General features: G+C 64.0%; 19 protein-coding genes, 2 pseudogenes and 1 riboswitch. Of the genes and pseudogenes, 14 read left to right on the top strand and 7 right to left on the bottom strand.

Annotated features, from left to right (window positions below; genetic code table 11):
* The first annotated feature begins 13 nt into the window (after positions 1–13).
* The 9 genes and pseudogenes from CU110_RS06805 (at position 14) to atzF (ending at position 11,838) form a co-directional block, all read left to right on the top strand.
* The gene (locus CU110_RS06805; RefSeq protein WP_240665508.1) at positions 14–1,033 is read left to right on the top strand and encodes an iron-siderophore ABC transporter substrate-binding protein; all 1,020 of its coding nucleotides are present in this window, start codon (positions 14–16) and stop codon (positions 1,031–1,033) included.
* Positions 1,034–1,354: 321 nt separating this feature from the next.
* A riboswitch (guanidine-I (ykkC/yxkD leader) is annotated at positions 1,355–1,463 on the top strand.
* A gap of 53 nt (positions 1,464–1,516) precedes the next feature.
* On the top strand, positions 1,517–2,674 hold the full coding sequence (locus tag CU110_RS06795) for a putative urea ABC transporter substrate-binding protein (protein ID WP_205694082.1): 1,158 nt from the start codon (positions 1,517–1,519) through the stop codon (positions 2,672–2,674).
* A 109-nt stretch (positions 2,675–2,783) separates the two neighbouring features.
* The gene (locus CU110_RS06790; protein ID WP_077371317.1) at positions 2,784–3,608 is read left to right on the top strand and encodes an ABC transporter permease subunit; all 825 of its coding nucleotides are present in this window, start codon (positions 2,784–2,786) and stop codon (positions 3,606–3,608) included.
* On the top strand, positions 3,605–4,486 hold the full coding sequence (locus tag CU110_RS06785) for an ABC transporter ATP-binding protein (protein ID WP_084208489.1): 882 nt from the start codon (positions 3,605–3,607) through the stop codon (positions 4,484–4,486). The genes CU110_RS06790 and CU110_RS06785 overlap by 4 nt, the downstream gene beginning before the upstream one ends.
* Positions 4,470–5,228, top strand: coding sequence for an urea amidolyase associated protein UAAP1 (locus CU110_RS06780; protein WP_084208488.1), 759 nt, complete (start codon positions 4,470–4,472; stop codon positions 5,226–5,228). Before CU110_RS06785 ends, CU110_RS06780 begins: the two co-directional genes overlap by 17 nt.
* 90 nt (positions 5,229–5,318) lie before the next feature.
* Positions 5,319–6,029: an urea amidolyase associated protein UAAP2 gene (locus CU110_RS06775; RefSeq protein WP_084208487.1), complete on the top strand. Its 711-nt coding sequence runs from the start codon at positions 5,319–5,321 to the stop codon at positions 6,027–6,029.
* Positions 6,030–6,057: 28 nt separating this feature from the next.
* Positions 6,058–8,019: pseudogene (locus CU110_RS16740) on the top strand (biotin carboxylase N-terminal domain-containing protein); the annotation flags it as partial.
* 109 nt (positions 8,020–8,128) lie between these two features.
* Positions 8,129–10,006, top strand: coding sequence for a carboxyltransferase domain-containing protein (locus tag CU110_RS16735; RefSeq protein WP_276317894.1), 1,878 nt, complete (start codon positions 8,129–8,131; stop codon positions 10,004–10,006).
* Positions 10,006–11,838 carry an allophanate hydrolase gene (atzF, locus tag CU110_RS06765; RefSeq protein ID WP_240499706.1) on the top strand — a complete coding sequence of 611 codons (1,833 nt, stop codon included), beginning with the start codon at positions 10,006–10,008 and terminating at the stop codon, positions 11,836–11,838. Before CU110_RS16735 ends, atzF begins: the two co-directional genes overlap by 1 nt.
* A gap of 5 nt (positions 11,839–11,843) precedes the next feature.
* On the opposite strand, the pseudogene CU110_RS06760 reads toward atzF, so the two are convergent.
* Positions 11,844–12,521 (bottom strand): annotated as a pseudogene (locus CU110_RS06760) (type 1 glutamine amidotransferase domain-containing protein); the annotation flags it as partial.
* A 203-nt stretch (positions 12,522–12,724) separates the two neighbouring features.
* Positions 12,725–13,429 (bottom strand): SDR family oxidoreductase, encoded by a 705-nt coding sequence (locus tag CU110_RS06755; protein WP_084208484.1) that lies wholly within the window; start codon positions 13,427–13,429, stop codon positions 12,725–12,727.
* A gap of 169 nt (positions 13,430–13,598) precedes the next feature.
* On the opposite strand from CU110_RS06755, the gene CU110_RS06750 reads away from it, so the two are divergent.
* A complete protein-coding gene (locus tag CU110_RS06750) occupies positions 13,599–14,540 on the top strand; it encodes a LysR substrate-binding domain-containing protein (protein ID WP_084208483.1) in 942 nt (313 codons plus the stop codon).
* A gap of 124 nt (positions 14,541–14,664) precedes the next feature.
* On the opposite strand, the gene CU110_RS06745 is transcribed toward CU110_RS06750, so the two are convergent.
* Complete coding sequence (locus CU110_RS06745) at positions 14,665–16,857, bottom strand: OsmC domain/YcaO domain-containing protein (protein ID WP_084208482.1); 2,193 nt, start codon at positions 16,855–16,857, stop codon at positions 14,665–14,667.
* Between the two features lie 264 nt (positions 16,858–17,121).
* On the opposite strand from CU110_RS06745, the gene CU110_RS06740 reads away from it, so the two are divergent.
* A complete protein-coding gene (locus tag CU110_RS06740) occupies positions 17,122–17,706 on the top strand; it encodes an NAD(P)H-dependent oxidoreductase (protein WP_084208477.1) in 585 nt (194 codons plus the stop codon).
* Positions 17,707–17,854: 148 nt separating this feature from the next.
* On the opposite strand, the gene CU110_RS06735 is transcribed toward CU110_RS06740, so the two are convergent.
* Genes CU110_RS06735 through CU110_RS06725 form a run of 3 tightly spaced genes read right to left on the bottom strand, consistent with a single transcriptional unit; the run spans position 17,855 to position 21,388 of the window.
* Positions 17,855–19,003, bottom strand: a complete 1,149-nt coding sequence (locus tag CU110_RS06735; RefSeq protein ID WP_164850297.1) for a TonB-dependent receptor — start codon at positions 19,001–19,003, stop codon at positions 17,855–17,857.
* The gene (locus CU110_RS06730) at positions 19,000–19,791 is read right to left on the bottom strand and encodes a hypothetical protein (protein WP_127735088.1); all 792 of its coding nucleotides are present in this window, start codon (positions 19,789–19,791) and stop codon (positions 19,000–19,002) included. Before CU110_RS06730 ends, CU110_RS06735 begins: the two co-directional genes overlap by 4 nt.
* Positions 19,784–21,388 (bottom strand): PepSY domain-containing protein, encoded by a 1,605-nt coding sequence (locus CU110_RS06725; protein ID WP_127735085.1) that lies wholly within the window; start codon positions 21,386–21,388, stop codon positions 19,784–19,786. Before CU110_RS06725 ends, CU110_RS06730 begins: the two co-directional genes overlap by 8 nt.
* On the opposite strand from CU110_RS06725, the gene CU110_RS06720 reads away from it, so the two are divergent.
* Together CU110_RS06720 and CU110_RS06715 are read left to right on the top strand one after the other, a co-directional pair.
* On the top strand, positions 21,376–21,579 hold the full coding sequence (locus tag CU110_RS06720) for a hypothetical protein (RefSeq protein WP_127735082.1): 204 nt from the start codon (positions 21,376–21,378) through the stop codon (positions 21,577–21,579). The two genes, CU110_RS06725 and CU110_RS06720, sit on opposite strands and share 13 nt — an antisense overlap.
* Before the next feature lie 155 nt (positions 21,580–21,734).
* On the top strand, positions 21,735–22,184 hold the full coding sequence (locus tag CU110_RS06715; protein ID WP_127735079.1) for a VOC family protein: 450 nt from the start codon (positions 21,735–21,737) through the stop codon (positions 22,182–22,184).
* Here the strand turns inward: CU110_RS06715 and CU110_RS06710 are convergent.
* Positions 22,142–22,912, bottom strand: a complete 771-nt coding sequence (locus CU110_RS06710) for an extensin family protein (protein ID WP_084208464.1) — start codon at positions 22,910–22,912, stop codon at positions 22,142–22,144. The genes CU110_RS06715 and CU110_RS06710 overlap by 43 nt on opposite strands.
* 33 nt (positions 22,913–22,945) lie before the next feature.
* On the opposite strand from CU110_RS06710, the gene CU110_RS06705 reads away from it, so the two are divergent.
* Positions 22,946–23,956, top strand: a complete 1,011-nt coding sequence (locus CU110_RS06705) for an LLM class flavin-dependent oxidoreductase (protein WP_084208463.1) — start codon at positions 22,946–22,948, stop codon at positions 23,954–23,956.
* The last annotated feature ends 2 nt before the right edge of the window (positions 23,957–23,958 follow it).

Raw genomic sequence — 23,958 nt, 5'->3', positions numbered from 1 at the left:
CAAGGATTCTCCCTTGCGACTCACACGACTTTCCTGCGCCATTGGCCTGGCCATCATGCACTACCCGACCACCCTCCAGCACGCCTTCGGCACGACGGTCATCGAGGAAAAGCCGCAGCGCATCGCCACCGTCGCCTGGGCCAATCATGAGGTGCCGCTGGCACTCGGCGTGGTACCGGTGGGCTTTCCGCGCCAGGCCTTCGGGGATGACGACGATGACGGCATGATGCCGTGGGTCAAGGCGCGCCTGGAGGAGCTTGACGCCGGCGAGTACACGCTGTTCGACGAGGGCGATGGCATCGATTTCGAAGCGGTGGCCGCCAGCCAGCCGGACGTCATCCTGGCGGCCTATTCCGGCATGAGCGAGGCCGACTATCAGACACTGAGCAAGATCGCGCCGGTGGTGGCACGTCCGGGGCCGCGCTGGTCCTCCAGCTGGCGCGACATGATCCGCCACGACAGTGCCGGCATGGGCATGGCCACCGAGGGTGAGGCGCTGATCGAGCGTCTCGAGGCCCGGATCGCCGAGAACATCGCGGATCATCCCGAGATCCAGGGCAAGTCGATCATCGTGATCAGCCACATCGACCCCACCAATCTGAGCCGCATCGCCTTCTACAACGACAACGATGCCCGAGTGCGCTTCTTCCACGAGCTGGGCATGGTCTCGCCGCCATTCGTCAGCGAGACCGCCGTCGAGGGTCGCTTTGCCGGTCAGATCAGCGCCGAGCGCCTCGATGAGCTGGCCGATGTCGATATCGTGCTGACCTACGGTGGCCAGCCGCTGATCGACCGCCTCAACGAGCATCTGCTGACCTCCCGCCTGCCCGCCATCCAGCAGGACGCCGTGGTGCTGCTGGAGAACGGCCCGATGGGCACTGCCGCCAACCCCACACCTCTCTCGATTCCCTGGGTACTCGACGACTATGTTGACCAGCTAAACACTGGGAATCCCCGGCAGGTACCGACCCAACGCCGCCCCGGCAATTGCCGCCCCACTCATGCCCAGGACACCACGACGCGAACGCGATGAGGGAAAGCCTTTCTCAACCGCCTGAACCACAGAAGACTCCTGCAGATCCTTCTCGACTACGTCTGTCATCGTGTGTCCTTTATCTATCGCTGCTGCCCTTTTACCTTGTGTGAAGCCACACGGGAAATCGGGAGCAAGCCGTTGTTTTTGTATGTGCTAATAAAGCACCACCAAAGTATAAGACTTTGGTGAGAGGCACAACGAACCGACGCGCCGGATCACGCAACCATGAGCCACAGCAATGGCAACCCCTTGGGAGGCACGCTTTCTGCTAAACATTCAGCGAGGCACCGATAGGCATACAACAATCGAAAATCTACACCAATGGAGCGCTAGGGTTCCGGTGACTGGCTGATAGCCGTCACGACTGGTCCGAGAGCACTCGACCTCCAAGCTGGGGGTTACACGGCGGGACAAAAGCCCGGGAGACGCAACGCCTGAAAAGGTCGGCGCCTCTCACTTTTTCCGCCGGAGATAACGACAATGACCCAGCCCACTCGCCTTTCCCCGTCTACGACTTCCCTCTCGGATGCCTGCGCTCAGGCGCCATCCGCTGCTGTCGCATCTGATTCCCCTGCGGTATCCGTCGTATCCAGCAAGACCTCCCGACATGCCGCGCTGGCCGGCGCGCTGCTGCTTGGCGCATCGCTGAGCCCGCAGGCCATGGCGCAGAATTCCTTCAGCGTGTGCTGGTCGGTATATGCCGGCTGGATGCCGTGGGAATACGCGGATACCCAGGGTATCGTCGACAAGTGGGCCAAGAAGTACGACATCAATATCGATGTGGTGCAGGTCAACGATTACGTCGAGTCCATCAATCAGTACACCTCCGGCAATGTCGATGGCTGCGCCATGACCAACATGGACGCCCTCACCCTCCCTGCCGCCAGCAGCGTCGATTCCACCGCGCTGATTCTGGGCGACTACTCCGATGGCAATGACGGCGTGATGGTGCGCGACGGCGATTCCATCGAGTCCCTGAAGGACCGTGAGGTCAATCTGGTGCAGTTCAGTGTCTCCCACTACCTGTTGGCACGTGCGCTGGACAGCGTCGGCATGAGCGAGCGCGACCTCACCACCACCAATACCGGCGATGCCGATATCGTGGCGCTGGCCAGCAACCCGGATACCCAGGCCGTGGTCACCTGGAATCCGCAGCTGGCCACCCTCAAGGACATGCCCGGCTATACCGAAGTCTTCAACTCCAGCGACATCCCCGGCGAGATTCTCGATCTGATGGTCGTCAATACCCAGACGCTGAAGGACAACCCGGACTTCGGCCATGCGCTGGTCGGCGCCTGGTATGAGGTGATGGAGAAGATGAAGGCTGGCGATGAAGCCGCGCTCTCCCAGATGGCCGATGCCGCCGGCACCGACCTCGCCGGCTATCAGTCCCAGCTGGCCGCGACCCACATGTACTACACCCCCGCCGAGGCCGTGGCCGCCTTCAATGCGCCGAGCCTCAAGGACACCATGCAGCACATCGCCGACTTCAGCTTCGCGCAGGGGCTGCTGGGCGAAGGCGCGCCGGATGCCGGCTTCATCGGCATCGAGACGCCTGCCGGCATCGTCGGCAATGAGGGCAACGTGATGCTGCGCTTCGACCCGAGCTACACCGCCGCACTGGCCGACAGCCAGTAACGCCACGCGGTGGATGACGCGCACCAGCCGCAGGAAAGCTGTCTCTGTGGCTGGTGAACCGACCGCCTCCCTCGACCGCACCTCTCGTTCGCACCCGTGGAGCCCGCGCATGAAACGCCTGATCAATCTGACACCCTCCCGTGGTGGCCGCTGGCTGCTCGGTGGCCTGCCCTTCGCGCTGCTGGCCATCCTCTACATCGTGCAGTCCAACCAGCGACTGCTCGACAACCCCAACGACCGCCTGCTGCCGTCCTTCGCGTCCATGGGCGAGTCCTTCGCCAAGCTGGCCACCGAGGTCAACGTGCGCACCGGTGACCTGCCGCTGTGGACCGACACCTTCGCCAGCCTCGAACGCCTGCTGGCCGGCGTGCTGATCAGTGCGCTGATTGGCCTGAGCGTCGGCCTGCTCACCGGCGGCCTGCCACTGCTGCGCGCCAAGCTGTCACCGCTGATCACCGTGCTGTCCCTGATTCCGCCGATGGCGATCCTGCCGATCCTGTTCATCGCCTTCGGGACGGGTGAGCTGGCCAAGATCGCGCTGATCGTCATCGGCATCACGCCCTTCCTGATTCGCGACCTGCAGAATCAGGCCCTGCGCCTGCCCGATGAGCAGCTGATCAAGGCCCAGACCCTGGGCGCCAGCTCCTGGCAGGTGCTGACCCGCGTGCTGCTGCCGCAGCTGACCCCGCGCCTTCTGAGCGCCACGCGCCTGGCACTCGGCAGCGCCTGGCTGTTCCTGATCGCCGCGGAAGCCATCGCCGCCCAGGACGGCCTCGGCTATCGCATCTTCCTGGTGCGCCGCTATCTGGCGATGGACGTCATCCTGCCCTACGTGGCCTGGATCACGCTGCTGGCCTTCCTGCTCGACCGTCTGCTGGTGCTCGTCTCGACCCGCGCCTTCCCCTGGTACCACGCTGAGGAGAGCCAATCATGAGCCTGATCCACGCCAAGGGTCTCGAGAAGCACTACGGCCAGCAAGTGGTGCTGGAACGCATGAACCTGACCGTCGAGGCCGGGGAATTCATCACCCTGGTCGGCGCCTCGGGCTGCGGCAAGACCACCTTCCTCAAGCTGCTGCTGGGCACCGAAGGCGTCTCGCGCGGTGAGCTGCTGCTGGACGGCAAGCCCATCCCCGGCGAGCCGGGGCCGGACCGCGGCATCGTCTTCCAGAAGTATTCCGTCTTCCCGCACCTCACGGTGCTGGGCAACGTGATCATGGCCGAGGAGCTGGCGCGCGCCCCGCTGACCGGCAAGCTGTTCGGGGCCAAACGTCGCGAGGCACGGGTCGCCGCCGAGAAGCGCCTTGAAGAAGTCGGCCTGTCCCACGCGCTGGACAAGTACCCGCATGAGCTGTCCGGCGGCATGCAGCAGCGCCTCGCCATCGCCCAGGCACTGATGATGAAGCCGCGCATCCTCTTGCTGGATGAGCCCTTCGGCGCGCTGGACCCGGGCATCCGCAAGGACATGCACCAGCTCATCCTGCGCCTGTGGGAAGAGCAGCAGCTGACCATCTTCATGATCACCCACGACCTGAAAGAAGCGTTCGAGCTGGGCTCGCGCGTCTGGGTGTTCGACAAGGTGCGTGTCGACCCGCAGGCCCCGCAGGCCTATGGCTCGACCATCACCTACGACCTGCCCACCGAGCGCAGCAAGACCAAGGTGTCGTCTCAGCAGCCGGGCTCTGTCCAAACGAGCTCTGTCCAAACGAGCGCTGACCAACCGACGCCCGAGCACGAAACGCTGACGACGCCAGCCCACTCCGTTTCCCAAGCCACTCTCACCGGAGGCCAAATCAATGAACATACCGCTTGATGCCGCAACCACCGCCCGCGCCAGCTTCACCGCGAAGTATCAGACCCATCTGCCCGGCGGCCATCACTGGTCGATGCGCATGCCGCGTGGCAGCGCGCTCAAGCTGACCGCCCGCGAGGCCAACGCCAATGTCGGCCTGGTGATGTACAACCCGCTGGATCTGCTTGAGCGCCTCAATCTGCCGGACACCCTCAAGGGTCAGCACACCTTCCGCCTCACCGAAGGGCACTGCCTGTATTCCGACATGGGCCGCATCTTCGCCTCCATCATCCAGGATGATCTCGGCTGGCATGACAGCGCCAGCGGCAACCTGATGGAGCAGCACTTCGCCGCCAAGGGCTGGCACAAGAAGGCTTACCAGCAGGCCTTCAATGACTTCACGCCCAGCGGCCACGACAGCCTGCTGATCGAGATGGCCAAGTACGGCCTGAGCGAGCGCGACCTGTGCGCCAACCTCAATCTGTTCTCCCGCGTGCGCGCCGATGAAGACGCCAACCTGCACTACGTCGCGGACCACTGCGCCGCCGGCGACAGCGTCACCCTGCGCTTCGAGATGGACACCCTCGTCATGCTGCACACCTGTCCGCATCCGCTGGACCCCGCCGAGGAATATCCGCTGCGCGGCGTGGACATGACCTTCGGCACCGCGACACCGATGGACGAGCACGACGCCTGCTATCTGTCGCGCCCCGAGAATGCCCGCGCCTACGCCAACAATCAGCTCTATCACCTGGCGGGCTGAGGCATTCCCCGACAGCAGACGGACGCCACGCCGACGGGCTAGTGGCAACTGGAAACGACGCCCAAGATGACAAGGACAAAGGACAATCCCATGTGCACCTCGACGCTTGAACACCCCCATGCCCACACCCCGGCCACGACGGACGACGCCCCGCTGAGCTACGCAGACCCCGCACAGCAGCCGCGCGAGCTTGAGCGCACCGTCGAGGCCGGCGATCACTTCATCGGCCTGGTGCGCGCCGGTCAGCACCTGCGCATCACTGACCTGCACGGCAATCAGGCCGCCGACACCCTGTTCTTCTCGGCCGACGACACCGCCGAGCGCTACAGCGCGATGGACACCGTGCGCGAGCAGGGCAAGGTCTACCTGACCACCGGCACGGTGCTGTATTCCACCCGTGGCCGTGCGCTGCTGACCATCACCGGTGATACCTGTGGCCGTCATGACACCCTGGGCGGTGCCTGTTCCAGCGAGTCCAACACCGTGCGTTACGACCTGGAGAAGCGTCACATGCACTCCTGTCGTGACAACTGGATGCTGGCCATCGCCCGCTACCCGAAGTACGACCTGACCAAGCGCGACATCGGCCACAACATCAACTTCTTCATGAACGTGCCGGTCACCGCCGATGGCGGCCTGAGCTTCGAGGACGGCCTGTCCGCCCCGGGCAAGTACGTCGAGATGGTCGCCGAACGTGACGTCTACGTGCTGCTCTCCAACTGCCCGCAGCTCAACAACCCCTGCAACGGCTATGACCCGACACCGGTCGCCATCCGCATCAGCGACTCGCCACTGAGCTGAGCCACTGGGCCGAGCCGCCGACCTGACGATGTCATCTCTCTTGCATCACTCGTCAGCCCCCAAGGCTCTGCCCGGCTACCGGACGACCGGCAGCTCACAGTTTGAAGGCGGGACGACCCGCCGCCGGAAGGATGACTCCGTCATGTTCCACAAGGTCCTGATTGCCAACCGTGGCGCCATCGCCACCCGAATCCAGCGCACGCTGCGTGCCCTCGGTGTCCAGAGCGTCGCCGTCTACGCAGAAGCCGATCGTGAATCCCCCTTCGTGCGCGAGGCCGATGACGCCTACAGCCTCGGCGAAGGTGCCGCCGCCGAGACCTATCTCGACATCGACAAGCTGATCGCCATCGCCCGCGAGAGTGGCGCCCAGGCCGTGCACCCGGGCTATGGTTTCCTGTCCGAGAACACCCGCTTCATCCAGGCCTGTGACGCCGCCGGCCTGGTCTTCCTCGGCCCGACCGTCGAGCAGATCCACGCCTTCGGCCTCAAGCACGAAGCGCGCACCATCGCCGAGAATGCCGGTGTGCCGCTGGTACCCGGTACCGGCCTGCTGGACGATGTCGAGAGCGCACTGAGCGAGGCCGCCCGTATCGGCTATCCGGTGATGCTCAAGTCCACCGCCGGCGGCGGCGGCATCGGCATGCAGGTGTGTGAGGATGACGCCTCCCTCAGCCGTGCCTTCGATTCGGTCAAGGGTCTGGGCGAGCGCAACTTCGGGGATGGCGGCGTCTTCCTGGAGGCGTACATCGCCCGCGCCCGTCACCTGGAAGTGCAGCTGTTCGGGGATGGTGAAGGCACGGTGATCGCGCTGGGCGAGCGCGACTGCTCCAGTCAGCGCCGCCACCAGAAGGTCATCGAGGAATGCCCGGCACCCGACCTGCCCGAGCGCGTTCGCGACGACATGATCGCCACCGCCATCCGCCTGGGCGAAGCCGTCAATTACCGCAGTGCCGGTACCGTCGAATTCATCTATGACGCCGAGCGTCAGGCCTTCTACTTCCTGGAGGTCAATACGCGCCTGCAGGTCGAGCACGGTGTCACGGAGTTGGTGTGGAACGTGGACATCGTCGCCTGGATGCTCAAGCTGGGCGCCGGCGAACTGGGCAACCTGCGCGAGCGGGTCGCGCCGCTGACGCCCCGCGGCCACGCCATGCAGGCACGGGTGTATGCCGAGAATCCGCAGCACGACTTCCGCCCTTCCAGCGGCCTGCTCACCGAGGTGGAGTTCGCCAATGACGCCGTGACCGCCGCCCTCGCCGAGGACAGCCTGCTGCGGGTGGATCACTCCATCGAGGCCGGCTTCGAGGTCCCCGCGTGGTTCGACCCGATGCTGGCCAAGGTGATGGTGCACGCCCCGACTCGCGAGCAGGCACGCGGCGATCTCTCCAGGGCACTGGCCGCCTCTCGCCTCTACGGCATCGAGACCAACCGCCAGTGGCTGTCGCACCTGCTGGAAGACCCGCGCTTCCGCAATGTCGAGATCTACACCCGCTGGCTGGAAGGTCTCGAGTGGGCCGCACCGACGTTTGAAGTGATCGTCCCCGGCACCCTGACCACCGTGCAGGACATGCCGGGTCGCCAGGGGCATTGGGATGTGGGCGTGCCGCCCTCCGGCCCCTTCGATGACTACGCCTTCCGTCTCGGCAATGCGCTGCTGGGCAACGCGGCCGATACCGCAGGTCTCGAGATCACCCTCAACGGCCCGACGCTGCACTTCCACCGCGCCACGCGCGTGGTGCTGGCCGGTGCGCCGTTGCCCGCCACGCTTTCCGCTCCAGCACTTGAAGGCGGCTCCGATGACACCGCGACACACGACCTTGCCCTGTGGCAGGTGCATGAGATCGCCGCTGGCAGCACCCTGAGCCTGGGCAAGGTGGCCGCCGGCGCGCGCAGCTATCTGCTGATCGCCGGTGGCATCGACTGCCCGCAGTATCTGGGCTCGCGCGCGACCTTCACCCTGGGCCAGTTCGGCGGCCATGCCGGACGTGCCCTGCGCAGTGGCGACACCCTGCCGCTGGCTGATCTCGCCGAGTGCCCCCAGCCCGCCCTGACCCGGCTGCCCGAGGCGCTGATCCCGCAGGGCGCTAGCATTATCGATAATGCGCAGGGCAAATGCGCAGGGCAAGACCTCAGGTCGCGAATGGCAGATCGGCGTGCTCTACGGCCCGCACGGTGCGCCGGACTTCTTCACCGAAGACGACATCAGCACCTTCTTCGGCCACCGCTGGGAAGTGCACTACAACTCCAGCCGCACCGGCGTGCGTCTGATCGGCCCGCGTCCCCAGTGGGCGCGTGCCGACGGCGGCGAGGCCGGTCTGCATCCCTCCAACATTCACGACAACGCCTACGCCTTCGGCACCATCGACTTCACCGGCGACATGCCAGTCATCCTCGGCCCGGACGGCCCGTCGCTGGGCGGTTTCGTGTGTCCGGCCACCGTGGTGCGCGCGGAACGCTGGAAGCTGGGCCAGCTGGCCGCCGGTGATCGCATCCGCTTCGTCGCGCTGACTCTGGATGAGGCCCGCACCATCGAGGTGCAGCAGGACGCCGTGATCGCGGCCCTCGCCAGTGGCCAGCTCGACGCACTGGAGTCACCTCTGGCGGCGCACAGCACCACGCTGAGCGCCATCGCCGAGCAACGTCCGCGTCCGGACGACTCCCCAGTACTCAAGCGCCTGAGCGCCGAGCAAGGCGGCGAGCAGATCGTCTATCGCCGCGCCGGGGATGAATTCCTGCTGATCGAATTCGGCCAGATGGAGCTGGATATCGCGCTGCGCTTTCGCGCCCACGCCTGGATGCTGTGGCTCAAGGAGCATCCGCTGCCCGGCCTGATGGAGATGACACCGGGCATCCGCTCTCTGCAGCTGCATTACGACCCGCGCAAGCTTGCCCTCGCCACGCTGATGACGCACCTCGAACAGGCCGAAGTCGCGCTCAAGGATGTCGAGGACATCGAGATCGAGGCGCGCACCGTGCACCTGCCGCTGTCCTGGGATGACCCGGCGTGTCAGCAGGCCATCGACAAGTACCAACGCTCGGTGCGCCCGGACGCCCCCTGGTGCCCGAGCAACCTGGAATTCATTCGCCGCATCAATGGCCTCGCCGATGAGGCGGCGGTGCGCGAGACGGTGCTCAACGCCCGCTATCTGGTGATGGGCCTCGGCGATGTCTATCTCGGCGCGCCGGTGGCCACGCCGCTGGACCCGCGCCAGCGCCTGGTGACCACCAAGTACAACCCGGCACGCACCTGGACCGCGGAGAACTCGGTGGGCATCGGCGGCGCCTATCTGTGCGTCTATGGCATGGAAGGTCCGGGCGGCTATCAGTTCGTCGGCCGCACGCTGCAGATGTGGAATCGCTATCGCCGCACCGAACACTTCACCAGCCCGTGGCTGCTGCGCGTGTTCGACCAGCTGCGCTTCCACCCGGTCAGCCATGAGGCGCTTGAGCAGATCCGTCGTGATCACCCTCAGGGGCGTTACGACCTGAAGATCGAGAAGACCCGCTTCCGCCTCGCCGATTATCAGGCGCAGATCGCCGAGCATCAGGCCGAGACCGATGCCTTCCGTGAACGCCGTCAGGCCGCCTTCCAGCAGGAAATCGACGACTGGCATGCACGCGGCCAGTTCACCTTCGAGGATCAGATCAACGAGGTGCAGGAAGCCGACAGCCTGAGCGATGACGAGCTGGGGATCGAGACACCGGTCACCGGCAGCCTGTGGAAGCTGGAGGTCGCCGAGGGCGATCTCGTCGAGGCCGGCCAAGTGGTGGCGCTGGTCGAGTCGATGAAGATGGAAGTCGAGATTCGCACCCACACCGCAGGCCGTGTCGTTCGCCTGCCGATCAAGGAAGGCAGCGGCGTCGCCCCCGGCCAGCCGCTGATCGTGCTGTCGACCGCCGTGGAAACCACGGATCCCGCTGATGCCAGCGCACCAGACAACGCCCAATCGACCCTGTCCTCCGAGGAGACGCTGTGATGATGACCCATACCCCGCACAACCTGAGCATCACGGCGCTGAGCAAGGCCTATCAGGCCGGAGAGCTGACGCCACGCCAGCTGGTGAATGAACTGCTGGCCGCGCAGCCCGAACAAGACGCCGCCTGGATCACCCGCCTGAGCGCAGATCAGCTGGAACCCTATCTCGCGCGTCTGGACGACGTGGCGCCCGAGTCACTGCCGCTCTACGGCATCCCCTTCGCGATCAAGGACAACATCGATCTCGCCGGCGTGACCACTACCGCCGGTTGCCCGGAATTCGCCTACACGCCAGACGATGACGCCTTCGTGGTCAAGCAGCTGATCGCGGCCGGTGCCATCCCGATAGGCAAGACCAATCTGGATCAGTTCGCCACCGGCCTGGTCGGTGAGCGGGCCCTGCCGGTCTACGGCACTCCGGCCAATGCCTTCGACCCCGCCTATGTGCCGGGCGGCTCCAGCAGTGGCTCCGCCGTCGTCACCGCCCAGGGCCAGGTCAGCTTCGCGCTGGGCACGGACACGGCGGGCTCCGGTCGTGTGCCGGCCTGTTTCAACAATCTGGTCGGCGTGAAGCCGACCCTCGGCCTGCTCAGCGCGGGCGGCGTGGTCCCGGCCTGCGCGACCCTGGATACCATCTCGATCTTCGCGCTGGGCTGTGATGATGCCGCGCGCGTGCTGTCCGTCACCGCACAGTTCGATGCCGACAACCGCTGGGCGCGCGAGCATGACTTCGCCGTTCACGGCCAGGCCTATGGTGTGCTGCCGGACCTTACCGGCCTGCGTATCGGCGTGCCGCCGCGTACCCAGTGGCACACCGACGCCGATTACAGCGGCTACATGGAAGCTGCAATTCGTCAGTGCAAGGCACTGGGCGCCGAGCTGGTCGAGCTGGATTGCAGCCCGCTGCTGGCCGCCGCGCGTCTGCTGTATGAAGGCCCGTGGGTGGCGGAGCGCTATCACGCGGTGCGCGAGCTGATCGAGCGCAACCCCGAAGCACTGCATCCGGTCACGCGTGAGATCACCCTCGGCGGCGCCACGCCGCTGGCCGTGGATGCCTTCGATGCCCGCTATCAGCTGGCCGAATACCGCCGTCAGGCCGATGCCCTGCTCGCGCAGGTGGACGTGATGCTGGCCCCGACCACGCCGCGCCTGCCGACCAAGGCGGAGCTGGCCGAGGCACCGATCGCGGTCAATTCGGAACTGGGCACCTGGACCAACTTCATGAACCTGCTGGATCTTAGCGCACTGGCCGTGCCGGTCGGCTTCAACAGCCAGGGTCTGCCCGGCGGTGTGACGCTGTTCGCGCCCGCCTTCGAAGACCTGCAACTGCTGAGCATCGCGCGGCTGCTCGAGAAGGAATTCTCGCTGCCGCTGGGGGCCAGCGCCGTTGCCCGTCCCCAGGCACGCCTCGCCGACAGCGATCTGCCGATGGCGAAGAATGGCCGGCTCGAGATCGCGGTCTGCGGTGCGCATCTCACTGGCATGCCGCTCAATCACCAGCTCACCCAGCGCGATGCCCGCCTGGTCGCCCGTACTCACAGCGCCCCCCGCTACCGCCTCTATCAACTGGATGACGCCACACCCGCCAAACCGGCCATGCTGCGCGCGCCAGAGGACGGTACCAGCATCGCGCTGGAAGTCTGGTCACTGCCCATCGCCAGTGTCGGCAGCTTCCTCGCCGGCATCCCCTTCCCGCTGGGACTGGGCCAGATCGAGCTCGAGGACGGCCGCTGGGTCTCAGGCTTCATCTGCTCGGTCTCCGCTGACAGTGGCGTACCGATGACGGACATCAGCGAGTACGGCGGCTGGAAGGCCTGGGTGGAGCGCGGGTGATATTGCTCGAGACTCTTGAGCAGCAGTTCCGCGACGCCTTCAGACGACATCGGGTTCTGACCGGTGATGACCAGCCCATCCTGGATGGCGTAGGAGGTGAAGTCGTCCTTCTTCTCATAGATGCCACCCTTCTGCTGCAGCGCCTCTTCCACCAGGAACGGCACGACGTCAGTGAGGCCGACACCCTCTTCTTCGCCATTGGTGAAACCGGTGACATGCACGCCATCCACGAAGGGAGTGCCATCCGGCTTGCGGGCATTCAGCAGCACCGCCGGGGCGTGGCAGACAGCGCTGACCGGCTTGCCGGCCGCGTGGAACTGCTCGATCAGACGGATGGAATCGGCGTCGTTGGTCAGATCCCACAGCGGGCCGTGGCCACCCGGGTAGAAGATGGCGTCGAAGTCCTCGACCTTCATGTCTGCCAGTACGGCGGTGGTGGCGAGGTCCTGCTGAGCGGCAGTGTCCTTGTCGAAGCGGCGAGTGGCATCCGTCTGGAAGTCCTCGCCCTGGCTTGCCGGGTCCAGCGGCGGCTGACCGCCCTTGGGAGACGCGAGTGTCACCTCGACACCGGCATCCTTCAGCACGTAGTAGGGAGCCGCCAGCTCTTCCAGCCAGAAGCCTGTCTTCTTGCCCGTGTCACCCAGCGTATCGTGGGATGTCACTACCACCAGAACCTTGCTCATGATGCTCTCCTTTACGTGCGGGATAGCCCGCAACGGTCACTTCACGAATTTTGTCGGCGAGGTGATGGTCACCACGTGATGCTCGCGTGGACTGCTCCCATCGTCATAATCGATAGTCCAGATAGCCACTATCGCTCATACAAATAGCTGTCCTGCGAAAGCGTGCTCAGCGAAGGCGGAAGCACGCTGTCGAGCGAACCGGCTCACCAGGTCGGCACCAGGTGCACTTCGCGGATATTGGCACGCGGTGAGGCACTGATGGCGTAGAGCACGGCATCCGCCACATCCTGCGGGTCCAGCTTGTCCGGCTTGGGCTCATCGAAGAAGGCGGTGTTGACCATGCCTGGCGTGATGGTGGTGCAGCGGCCTTGCCACTCGGCCATTTCCATCGCCAGGTTCTGGCCGAAACCGTAGGCGAACCACTTGCTGGCGCTGTAGATGGAGCCCGCATGATTGGCGCGCCCGGCCACGGAACTGGTGAGGATGAAGTGGCCCTTGCGCTCTCTCAGATGCGGCAGGGTCGCGTGGGCGGTCCACAGCAGCGCATTGATGTTGATGTCGACGACCCGCTTCCACTCCTCGGGATCGCCGTTCTCGGTGCCAGCCTGGCTGACGCCGGTACCGGCATTGGCGAACGCCACATCCAGATGGCCATGATGGGCGACGGCCTGTTCGACGACCTTGGCGAGCTGATCGTAGTCCGTCGCATCCGCGGCGATCGCCAGCACCTTGTCGCTGCCCAGCTCCTCGACAAGCGCATCGAGGCGCTCCTTGCGGCGGGCGGTCACGACGACCTTGTGCCCGGCCTTCACCAGAGTGCGTGCGGTGGCCTCACCGATACCGCTGGAGGCACCGGTGATCAGAATAATCTTCTCTCCTTCGGCTTGCATCTGCTTCACATCACTCATGGATCGCTCCTGTGGGTCGCATTGATCTCTCGCCGTGTCCTTGAGACCACCCTACCGCCTGAGCCTCCCATCGTGATAATCGATAGTCCGGATAGCTGCTATCATCCAGACAAATAGTGCTCACTCGTCCGAGTGCAGCCGCGACACTCCGCCTGCTCTGGTAGTCATCATGAAGCTCAATTACGACCTCAACCTCCTGCGCACCTTTCATGCGCTGTATCTCGAGCAGAACGTCACGCGCGCCGGCGAGCGTCTGCACCTGAGTCAGCCCTCGGTGAGCGCGGCGCTGTCGAAACTGCGCGAGCTGTTCAATGACCCGCTGTTCATTCGTGATCGCCAGCGCATGCGCCCCACCGAGAAGGCCGACCATCTGTTCCCGACCATCGAGGCGGCGCTGACCGATCTCGACGGCCTGATCAACAGCGAGCGACACTTCGACCACACCACCGAGAGCCGTCATTTCGAGATCGCCGCCAACGACTACTTCGAGGTGCTGATCCTGCCGCAACTGGCGACGATCCTGCGTGAGCAGGCCCCCGGCATCACGCTGCAGGTACGCAGACTGTCACAGGACATGAGCGAGGCTGGCGTGATGAGCGGCACGACGGATCTCGCCTTCGGGCGTCAGGTCGACCCGCCCGAGAATCTGGTGGTGCGTGAGGTGATCACGGAAGGCATCGACTGCCTGGTGGGCAACGGGCATCCGCTATTGGAGCGTCTGGATCATGAAGGCCGCATGACCAAGGCGGATTTCGAGCACCACGCCCATGTGCTGGTTCAACCGCATGCCCGCCTGAAAAGCGGCATCTTCAAGCAGCTTGAGGGCCAAGGACTGAAGCGTGAGGTGGCGCTGGCCGTCACCTACTTCATGGCCGTGCCCTCTCTGCTGGAACGCTCGCCGTTGATCGCGAGCCTGCCCACCGGACTGTGCCAGCATTTCTGTCGTCAGTTCGCCGTCACTCTCGTGCCGCCACCCGTGGCCTTCGCCTCCTTCCCCTTCCATCTGAGCTGGCATCGCCGCTATCAGAAGGACCCGGCGCACCGCTGGATCAGGGAGCAGATCATCGCGTGTTGTCAGCGTCTGGCAGAGGATCAGAAGGTGCTGTCCTGAGCCACTGGTACGCGTACGCAAGCACCCGGAAACGAAAACGGCCCCTCACCATCCAGTGAGGGGCCGTTCTTTTCATGCCACAGGTCATGCCACAGGTCATGCCACAGGATTCAGCAGGCGAGCATCAGGCCTGCTCGGCCGCCAAGGCAGCACGATGGGCGTGCAGCTTCTGGTAGCTTTCGATCAGACGCAGGTGGCGATCCAGCCCTTCCAGCTGCATGTTGGTGGGCTCCAGGCCATGGAAGCGCACCTCACCCTGCACGGAGCCGACCACGGCAGCGATGGTGTCTTCACCGAACATGCGGCGGAAGTTGTAGAGGTAGTCCTCAAGCTCCAGCTCATCGTCGAGGGTGATCTCCAGCACCGCCTTCATGGCCTGATAATAGAGGCCGCGCACGACGGTGTTGTCGTTGTACTGCAGGAACATCTCGACACGATCCAGCGCGTCCTCGTGCTGACCCAGCGCGAGATTGATCATCAGTTTCAGCTCGAGAATCGTCAGCTGGCCCCAGATGGTGTTCTCGTCGAACTCGATGCCGATCAGCGTCTTGATGTCCATGTGCTCATCAAGCTGGCTCTCTTCGAGACGCTCGCCCAGGTCCGCCAGCTGATCGTCATCGAGACGATGCAGATTGAGGATGTCCTCGCGGTAATCCAGCGCCATGTTGGTGTTGTCCCACACCAGGTCCTCGACCGGATAGACCTCGGAATAGCCCGGCACCAGGATACGACACACCGGCGCGCCGAGGTCCTCGTGCACCGCCATGTACGATTCCTTGCCGATCTCATCGAGGATACCGAACAGGTTGGCGACCTCTTCTTCATTGCTGCCGGAGAAGTCCCACTCGACGAACTCGATGTCGGTCTTCGAGCTGAAGAAACGCCAGGAGACGAGACCTGATGAGTCGATGAAGTGCTCGACGAAGTTGTTCGGCTCGGAGACGGCCAGCGAGTTGAAGGTCGGCGGCATGAAGTCGTTGAGACCCTCGAAGCTGCGGCCCTGCATCAGCTCGGTCAGGCTGCGCTCGATGGCAACCTCAAAGCTCGGATGCGCGCCGAAGGAGGCGAAGACACCGCCGGTCTTCGGGTTCATCAAGGTCACGCAGGCCACCGGGAACTGGCCGCCCAGCGAGGCGTCCTTGACCAGAATCGGGAAGCCCTGGGCTTCCAGTGCCTCGATGCCCTCGACGATTTCCGGGTACTTGGCCAGCACCTCCTGCGGCACGTCCGGCAGGGTCAGTTCCTGCTCGAGAATCTCGCGCTTCACGGCACGCTCGAAGATCTCGGACAGGCACTGCACCTGGGCTTCCGGCAAGGTGTTGCCGGCGCTCATGCCGTTGCTGAGGTACAGGTTCTCGATCAGGTTGGACGGGAAGTAGATCGTCTCGCCATCCGAGCGACGGGTGAACGGCAGAGACACGATGCCACGGTCCGCACGCCCGGAATTGGTATCGATCAGATTGGAGCCACCCAGCTCGCCGTCCGGATTGAAGATCTCCAGGCAGTAATCGTCCAGCACGCCTTCCGGGATCTCGTCGTTCGGGCCCGGCTGGAACCACTTCTCGTTCGGGTAATGCACGAACTCGCTGTCAGCGATGGCTTCGCCGAAGAACTGGTCGTTGTAGAAGAAGTTGCAGCTCAGACGCTCGATGAACTCGCCCAGCGCCGAGCACAGCGCGCTCTCCTTGGTCGAGCCCTTGCCGTTGGTGAAGCACATCGGCGAGGCGGCATCACGAATGTGCAGTGACCAGACGTGGGGCACGATGTTGCGCCAGGAGGCGATCTCGATCTTCATGCCGAGATCATTCAGAAGGCCCGTCATGTTGGCGATGGTCTGCTCCAGCGGCAGGTCCTTGCCTTCGATCCAGGTGCTCTGTCCTTCCGGCGGCTCCGCCATCAGCAGGGCCTGGGCGTCCTCGTCGAGGTTGTCGACCGTCTCGATCTCGAAGCCCGGGCCGGTCTGGACGACCTTCTTCACCGTGCAACGCTCGATGGAGCGCAGGATGCCCTGGCGATCCTTGTCGGACAGCTCTTCCGGCAGCTCCACCTGGATCTTGAAGATCTGGTTGTAGCGGTTTTCCGGGTCAACGATGTTGTTCTGCGACAGACGGATGTTCTCGGTCGGGATGTTGCGCGCCACGCAGTACACCTTCACGAAGTAGGCCGCGCACAGCGCCGAGGACGCCAGGAAGTAGTCGAACGGGCTCGGCGCCGACCCATCGCCCTTGTAGCGGATGGGCTGATCGGTGATGACCGTGAAGTCATCGAATTTCGCCTCGAGCCTCAGGTTGTCGAGAAAGTTGACCTTGATTTCCATGAACGATGCACCGCTTTGAAGAGTATGGGCGCCAGCACGCCGGAGGCGGCTACGCGATGGGCGCCATTATCCAGATTTTGGGGGCCTGCGTCGCGGGTGAGAGAGATCCACGAGTCGTCGATTCTCATGGCATAAAGAGACGCTGCATCCGGATTGTTGCACCTACAGCAAAGGTGTTTTACAGCAGCGCCGCTTTATCAATGACTTGCGAACGCTCATGCTGTGCGCCATTGCTGAAAAGCCAACAGTTCTGGAGTACATGGCATGAAGATTCTATTGATCAACGGCGGCAAGGCCTTTGCCCATTCCAATGGCGAGCTCAATGCGACCCTGCATGAGCTGGCACGCGGTGAGCTGGCCGAGCTGGGCCATGAGGTGCGCGAAACCGTCATCGTGGAAGGCTTTGACGCCAAGGCGGAGGTGGAGAAACAGCTGTGGGCGGACCTGATCATCTATCAGACCCCGGGTTGGTGGATGGGCCTGCCGTGGACCGTGAAGCAGTATCTCGATGATGTCCTGACAGAAGGCCATGGTGCCTTGTATGCCAGCGATGGCCGTCACCGCACCAACCCGACCCAGGGCTACGGCACGGGTGGCTTGATGCAGGGCCGCAGCTACATGCTGTCACTGACCTGGAATGCGCCCCTCGAAGCCTTTGATGAAGCGGGCAACTTCTTCGAAGGCAAAGGCATCGACGCCGTCTACTATCCCGTGCACAAGGCGATGGAATTCCTGGGCATGTCGGCACTTCCGACCTATCTGGCCACTGATGTGATCAAGAATCCTGACCTGGCAGCCTACACCCAGGCCTACCGCACGCACCTGCGCGAGCACGTCGGCCGCGCCTGAAGGCTCGAGAGATGAGTTGCGAGCGCTGAAAGCACTCGAGCCCGCTCGTAATACAAGAAGCCCGCCACCGGTGACATGACCGATGGCGGGCTTCTTACGTTTTAGCGAATAGCGGCGACCAGCGTCCACTATTGCAGTGACACTGACCTCAGAAGCTCCAGCTGGCGTGCGTCCAGAAGATACGCCCCGGCTCATTGACCTGTACATCGCCCTGCAGCGGATCATCGTAGAAGCGATTGACGTGGTAGGCGTAGGCCTTGTCGAACAGGTTGGAGATGCCGGCGCTCAACTCGATGGCGTCAGTGACATGGTACCCGCCCTCCAGGCCGACGATGCCGAAGCCTGCCGTCGCGTCTTCACTGCCGGAAATACGCGACTGACGTGCGGCCGCATCGAATCGGGCACCTGCCCACCAACGATCCGCGTCATAGCGTGTCGCCAGATAGCCATTGAACGGTGTCACCTGGGACAATGGCGTGCCATCGCTCAGGTTGGTGCCGTGGGTGGCGGCGACGCCTGCCGAATGCCGCCAGCCATGCTGCTGCCAGCTGGCCTCGAGCTCGAGACCATAGATCTCGGCCTCGACATTGTCATAGGTGGTCAGCGAGTCCCCTTCGGTCAGCTCGATCCAGTCATGCACCCGGTTGTAGTAGGTGTCCGCCGAATAACGCCAGGCGCCCTGCTTGACTGCCACGCCCAGTTCAAGCTGCTGATGGATCTCGGGCTCAAGCTCGGGATTGCCCAGCCAACCGTCAGTCTCGGACTGGCGGTTGTAATAGCGCTCGGTGGCGGTGGGGAAGCGCACGCTGCGACTGAGTGCCGCGTAGCCTTTCACCGCTTCATTGACGCGATGCTCCAGGCGCGCCAGCGCACTGAATTCCCCATCCCGCTGACTGGCCTCGACATCCTCTCCGTACTGATCCCGCCAGGCGGAGATGGCCGAGGCATTGCTGCCCACCACCTCATCAGCATCTCGCGCATCGCTGAGGGAGACGTCATAGCGCGCACCGGTCACCAGACGATTGTCCTGATCCAGCGTGGTATCCAGCTCCGCGAACACCCCACCGCGCGTGCGCACAACATCCGGCCAGGTCTGACTGTCTGAGAGGCTGTCCAGCGACATGCCCATCCGGGAGTCGGCGTTGCTTTCCAGACGCTCGGCGTCAGCGCCCAATGTCAGTGTCGCGTCACGCCCGGCGACGGTCAGTGGGATATCCCCCTGGGTGCTGGCATACCAGGTCTCGGTGGTCGCGCTGGAGAACATGGCCATGTCGCTCATGTCCATGCTAGAACTCATGTCCATGCTCGATCTCTGGAGTCATCAACGTCACGCAGGGTGACATTGTCCATGTCGTGCACGACGCGGGCATGGTTGATCTGCGATTCGGTATGCGAGAAAGGCCCGACGTTGTCGATGGTCAGCTTGAGGTACTGGCGGTCCATGTCACTGCGTGGCGCATCCATGGTGGGATAGCGCGCATCGTCGATCCTGACGACAGCGATCCCCGCCTCGATGGCGACATCCTCGGTGGCAAAGGCGCCGACACGGACACTGCCGTTGTCGCTGCGATAGGCACCAGACTGGGTATCGCCGTTGCCGTCCTCATAGTTGTTGCGCTCGGAATGCTCGACGTCCAGCGCGGCCCAGACATCACCCTGCTTGGCGGTCAGCGACAGACTCTCGCTGGTGGCATCGTCATTGCTGCGCCAGCCGGCCCCCAAGGTGCCATGCACGCCGTCATCGTCGGTGCGTGATGGCGTGTGACGCGTCACCTCGACGGTGCCTGCGGCAAAGCTGGGACCACGACTGACGCTCTGCGCGCCCTTGTAGAGGGTGAGATCCGACTGACTGCCGGTGGTCGCATAGCCCAGCGTGGTGTCCATGCCGCCGGGGCAGGCCGGATAGAGCGGCGCCCCATCGACCTCCTGAATCAGGCGTTCACCGCCCTGCGCCCGAAAGATGGCCGAGACACCATGACTGCCCAGACGAGAGCCACTGACGCCGTTGACCTCACGCAACAGCTCACCGACATCCAGATTGCCCTTGGCATGCCCCTGGCTTGACTCGACGATGGGGCTAGCCATGGGTGCCTCGGCCTCGACATGCATCAGAGGCAGTTGCGAGACGGAGCTCTCCTCGGCGTGGACGCCAAATGAGGCACTGCTCGCCAATACCGCCGCGACCGTCACTGGCAGACCCCGACGTGACACGAATCCACAGCCAATCGAGCAGGCCCATCACGATCAGCGAGAGGCCGACCAGCGGGAAGATCACCCCGATGATCATCATCAGACCCCAGACACCGGCAATACGCTTGCGCTCCATGGGCAGCGGCGGGATACCGATACCGCCCACCGGACGACGCTTCCACCACATCACGCCTGCCCCGACGCTCATCATCACCATCGCGAGACACGCCATCAGCAGAATCAGCTGATTGATCAGGCCGTACTGCTGCCCCAGATGCACATTGATGCCCCACTCCAGCGCCCGTCCCAGCGGCCCGTAGTCGGCGTAATGCATGTCGAGCAGCACATCGCCGGAGTAGCGATCCACATGCACGACCTGCTGGCGCTCCAGCGCATCCGGATACACGGAGCCGGTATAGACGCCCTGAGCGGTGCTCGGCAGATTGATGGCATAGCCCGGTGCCAGGCCCTCGCGAGCGAAGATGCGTTCTGCCTCGTCGAGACCGATATCGGCGTGGGCAATCGCGGCAGCGCTCACTGGCACAGCCGCTTTCACCGGCGCGGAACTTGCGACAGAGCCGCCGTGACCGGCGTGCTCACCCTCGTCGACAATGGGATCAGCGGCGTCACCCGGCAAGGAAGATAACGGGATAACGGCTTGTTCAAGCGACCAGCTGGTCAATTCCTGATCCACCAGGCGTGCATCCGACATCGGCGTGTTCACGCGCACGCCATCGGGATACCCATAGTTATGTCCATTGGCCAACTCGTTGACCTTGGCCCCCCAGACCATCGACCACGGCATGCCGGTCACGGCGAGAAACACGATGAAGCCGGCCGCGATGATGCCACACACGGCGTGCAGATCCCGCCACCACAGCCGGCGCGCCGGCGTGGCCCGCAGCGTGACCACACCCCCTTTCTGCCCCCGCGGCCACCACAGAAATAGCCCGCTGAACACGAGCAGGATCGACCACCCGGCAGCGATCTCCAGCGTCGCGTTACCGATCGGCCCCATGATCGCGAGACTATGCAGACGACGCACCGTCCACATGATGCTGTCGCGGTAGGCCATCTGCCCCTGGACTTCGCCGCTGTAAGGATTGACGTAGACGGCCTGCTTGCCACTGCCATCGGCTGCCACGATATCGACTTCCGTGGTCAGGTCACGGGCGGGTGACGGCACGACGCGCACCGGCGTGCCCGGAAGACTCGCGAGCGCCTGATCCACCTGCTCGCTCAACGGCAGGCTTGTCACTGCCGGATTCTGAGCACTCTGCGTAACTGGCGTATTGACCTTCATCAGGTCGGAATGGACGAATTGATCGATGCCATCGCGGAACAGGTACAAGCCTCCCGTCACGGAAAGCAGTACCAGAAACGGCAGCACCAACAGGCCGGCATAGAAATGCCAGCGCCATACTGCCCGGTAGATATCGCTGAACCCTCGCCCGGCGCGGCTGGCGGTTCCAGTGTCTGTTGCGGTCTTCATCCAGCATCAGTACCAGCACGGCGGCGATCAATGCCAGCGTGAAGGCGGCCATGCTGGCCAATGGGCAATCCGAGGCGGCAGAACTGTGGGTGATCTGCGCCTGGGAGCCACTCTCGCGTGCCGCGCGAGTGATCCAGTCGCTATCCCCGCTGACCCAATGCCCCGCACCGGGACTCTCGAAGACAGCGTGATCATTCACCATCACCACACGTGGCGCCGCCAGTGGCATCACCAGCATCGCGGCCAGCGCCAGCAACATCACGAAGACCGCGTGGCCATTGGCCGCCGTCAGGCGAGACAGTGCACGGTGGAAGAAGACGGACTCATCTCGAGTCTGGCGTCCCCCATGATTCAACGCCTGTCCCTGCACCCAGCCATTCTGGAGGTGCGCGATCTGGAAGCCGCCTGCCGCTTCTTCCAGGAGACTCTCGCCCTGCCCACATTGCTGCGCAACGCGACCAGCGCGACGCTCGAGCTGCATCACGCACCCGATGGGCAGACCAGCGTCCTGTTGTTGCAGTTGAGCGCAGAGCAACCGGACAGCCGCAAATTGACCCTGGAGGTGGATCGCGATGACTTCCCCCATGTCAGGTACCTGCTGCAGGCCCACGGTGCACACTTGATGGAAAGCCACGGCAGCAGCGCCCCGGGCTGTGCCTGGCAGGTCCTGGACTGTGTGTTGCCTGATGGGCATCGCCTGCGCGTGGTCAGCATCAACCCCGAGCGCTGCGCGCCGGTGATCAGCCGAGGTGTTCACCGGCAGAATCGCCAGCCCCGTGTGCCGAGATGGAAATGATCACGATGTGCCGCGTTGTAATCTGGCCCCAGCACGGTGCCGAAGCTCTCGCAGGCAGCGTCCTGCACGGCGCGCAGGAAACGCCCCGGGGCATCCTCATCCTCTGGTGCCGTCCAGTCGCGTGGCAGGCGGACCTGACGCCCATCCGCCAGCGTGAAGCCTGAGACATCCAGCGCATCTGCGGTGGCATGCTCACTGCGACGTGCGTTCTCCCGCCCATAGATATTGCGACAGGCATAGCTCCCCAGATGGGTCACCTGCGTCACCCTACTCCCCATCACCTCCTGCGCCGCCGTCTGCAGGCCATGGCGCTCGAAACGCAACCAGCTCACGGCCAATGGACAGCTGGCGATGAAGGACTGGTTGAAGCGAACGCCCTGCCCCTTGTCCGTGTCCCCGGGCACGGCATGCATGCGCACGCTGTTGATGAGCCCACAGCCACTGTCACTGGGGCGATCTGGCAGAAAGGTCACCCGTTGCGGGGCTTCCCGCTCGACAAAGGCGCGACAGGCGGCCGGGTCATCGTCGAGTCGTGAGAGCTTCCAGCCGGTCAGCATGCCGGGCGGGTCGCCCAGTTGCAGAGGCGTCCACGGCAGATGATGCGCGGGTATCCAGCGTGACAGCACGAGGATGTCCCGCTGAAGCGCGACGCCCAGCAGGATGACTGCCAGGCACATCAGCGTGACCCACCGGCCCTTGCGTCCTGCCTTGCGTTGCGGTCTGTCCATGCTCTACACGGCAACGCGATTTCAGGAGCGAACATGACGACAGCATCCACCTCACGACTGGACAGGATACCGCTCTCGGTGCTGGACCTTGCCCCCATCCGAGACACCGGCAGTGTTGCCGAAACCTTCCACAATAGCGTCAGCCTCGCCCAGCATGTCGAGGCGCTGGGCTTTCATCGCCTGTGGCTGGCCGAGCATCACAACATCGATGGGATCGCCAGCGCCGCGACATCAGTGCTGATCGGCCATGTCGCCGGCAAGACATCACGTCTGAGAGTCGGCTCCGGCGGCATCATGCTGCCCAACCATCCCCCTCTGGTGGTGGCCGAGCAGTTCGGTACCCTGGCCACGCTCTATCCTGACCGCATCGACCTGGGACTCGGGCGAGCGCCGGGCTCCGATGGCATCACCATGCAGGCGATGCGCCGCGATCCCTCCGCCGGCGTGCACGACTTCCCTCAGCGGCTGGCCGAGCTTGAGCAGTACCTGGGCGAGGCCTCCCCCGCTCAGCGCGTCAAGGCCATGCCGGGTCAGGGCACTCATGTGCCCCTGTGGCTGTTGGGGTCGAGTGATTTCAGTGCACGCCTGGCGGCCGAAAAGGGACTGCCCTTCGCCTTCGCCGGCCAGTTCGCGCCCGGCTACATGCTGGAGGCCATCCGGCTCTATCGTGAGAACTTCACGCCCTCCGCGGTGCTGGACGCGCCCTACGTGATGCTCGGCCTGCCGTTGATCGCCGCCGAGAGCGATGAACGCGCCCACTTCCTGGCCAGCACCCAGCAACAGAAGTTCCTGAACCTGATCCGCGGTGAGAGCACGCGCGCCTTGCCACCCCGCGAGACGCTGGACTGGTCAGCGCGTGAGGAAGCCATGGTCGGCCAGAATCTTGCAGCCGCCATCATCGGTGGGCCTGAGCGCATTCACCGCGAACTCGAGCACTTGCTGGAAGTGACGCAGGCGGACGAATTGATGTTCAACTCGGACTTCTATGACCACGCGGACCGTCTGAAGAGCTACGAGATACTCGCCGAGGTCGCCAGGCGTTGACC

The organism is Cobetia sp. ICG0124 (genome assembly GCF_004006355.1).
GTDB classification, from domain to species: Bacteria; Pseudomonadota; Gammaproteobacteria; order Pseudomonadales; family Halomonadaceae; genus Cobetia; species Cobetia marina.
The sequence above is the reverse complement of the archived record's forward strand: the minus strand, read 5'-3'. Positions and strand labels throughout refer to the sequence as shown.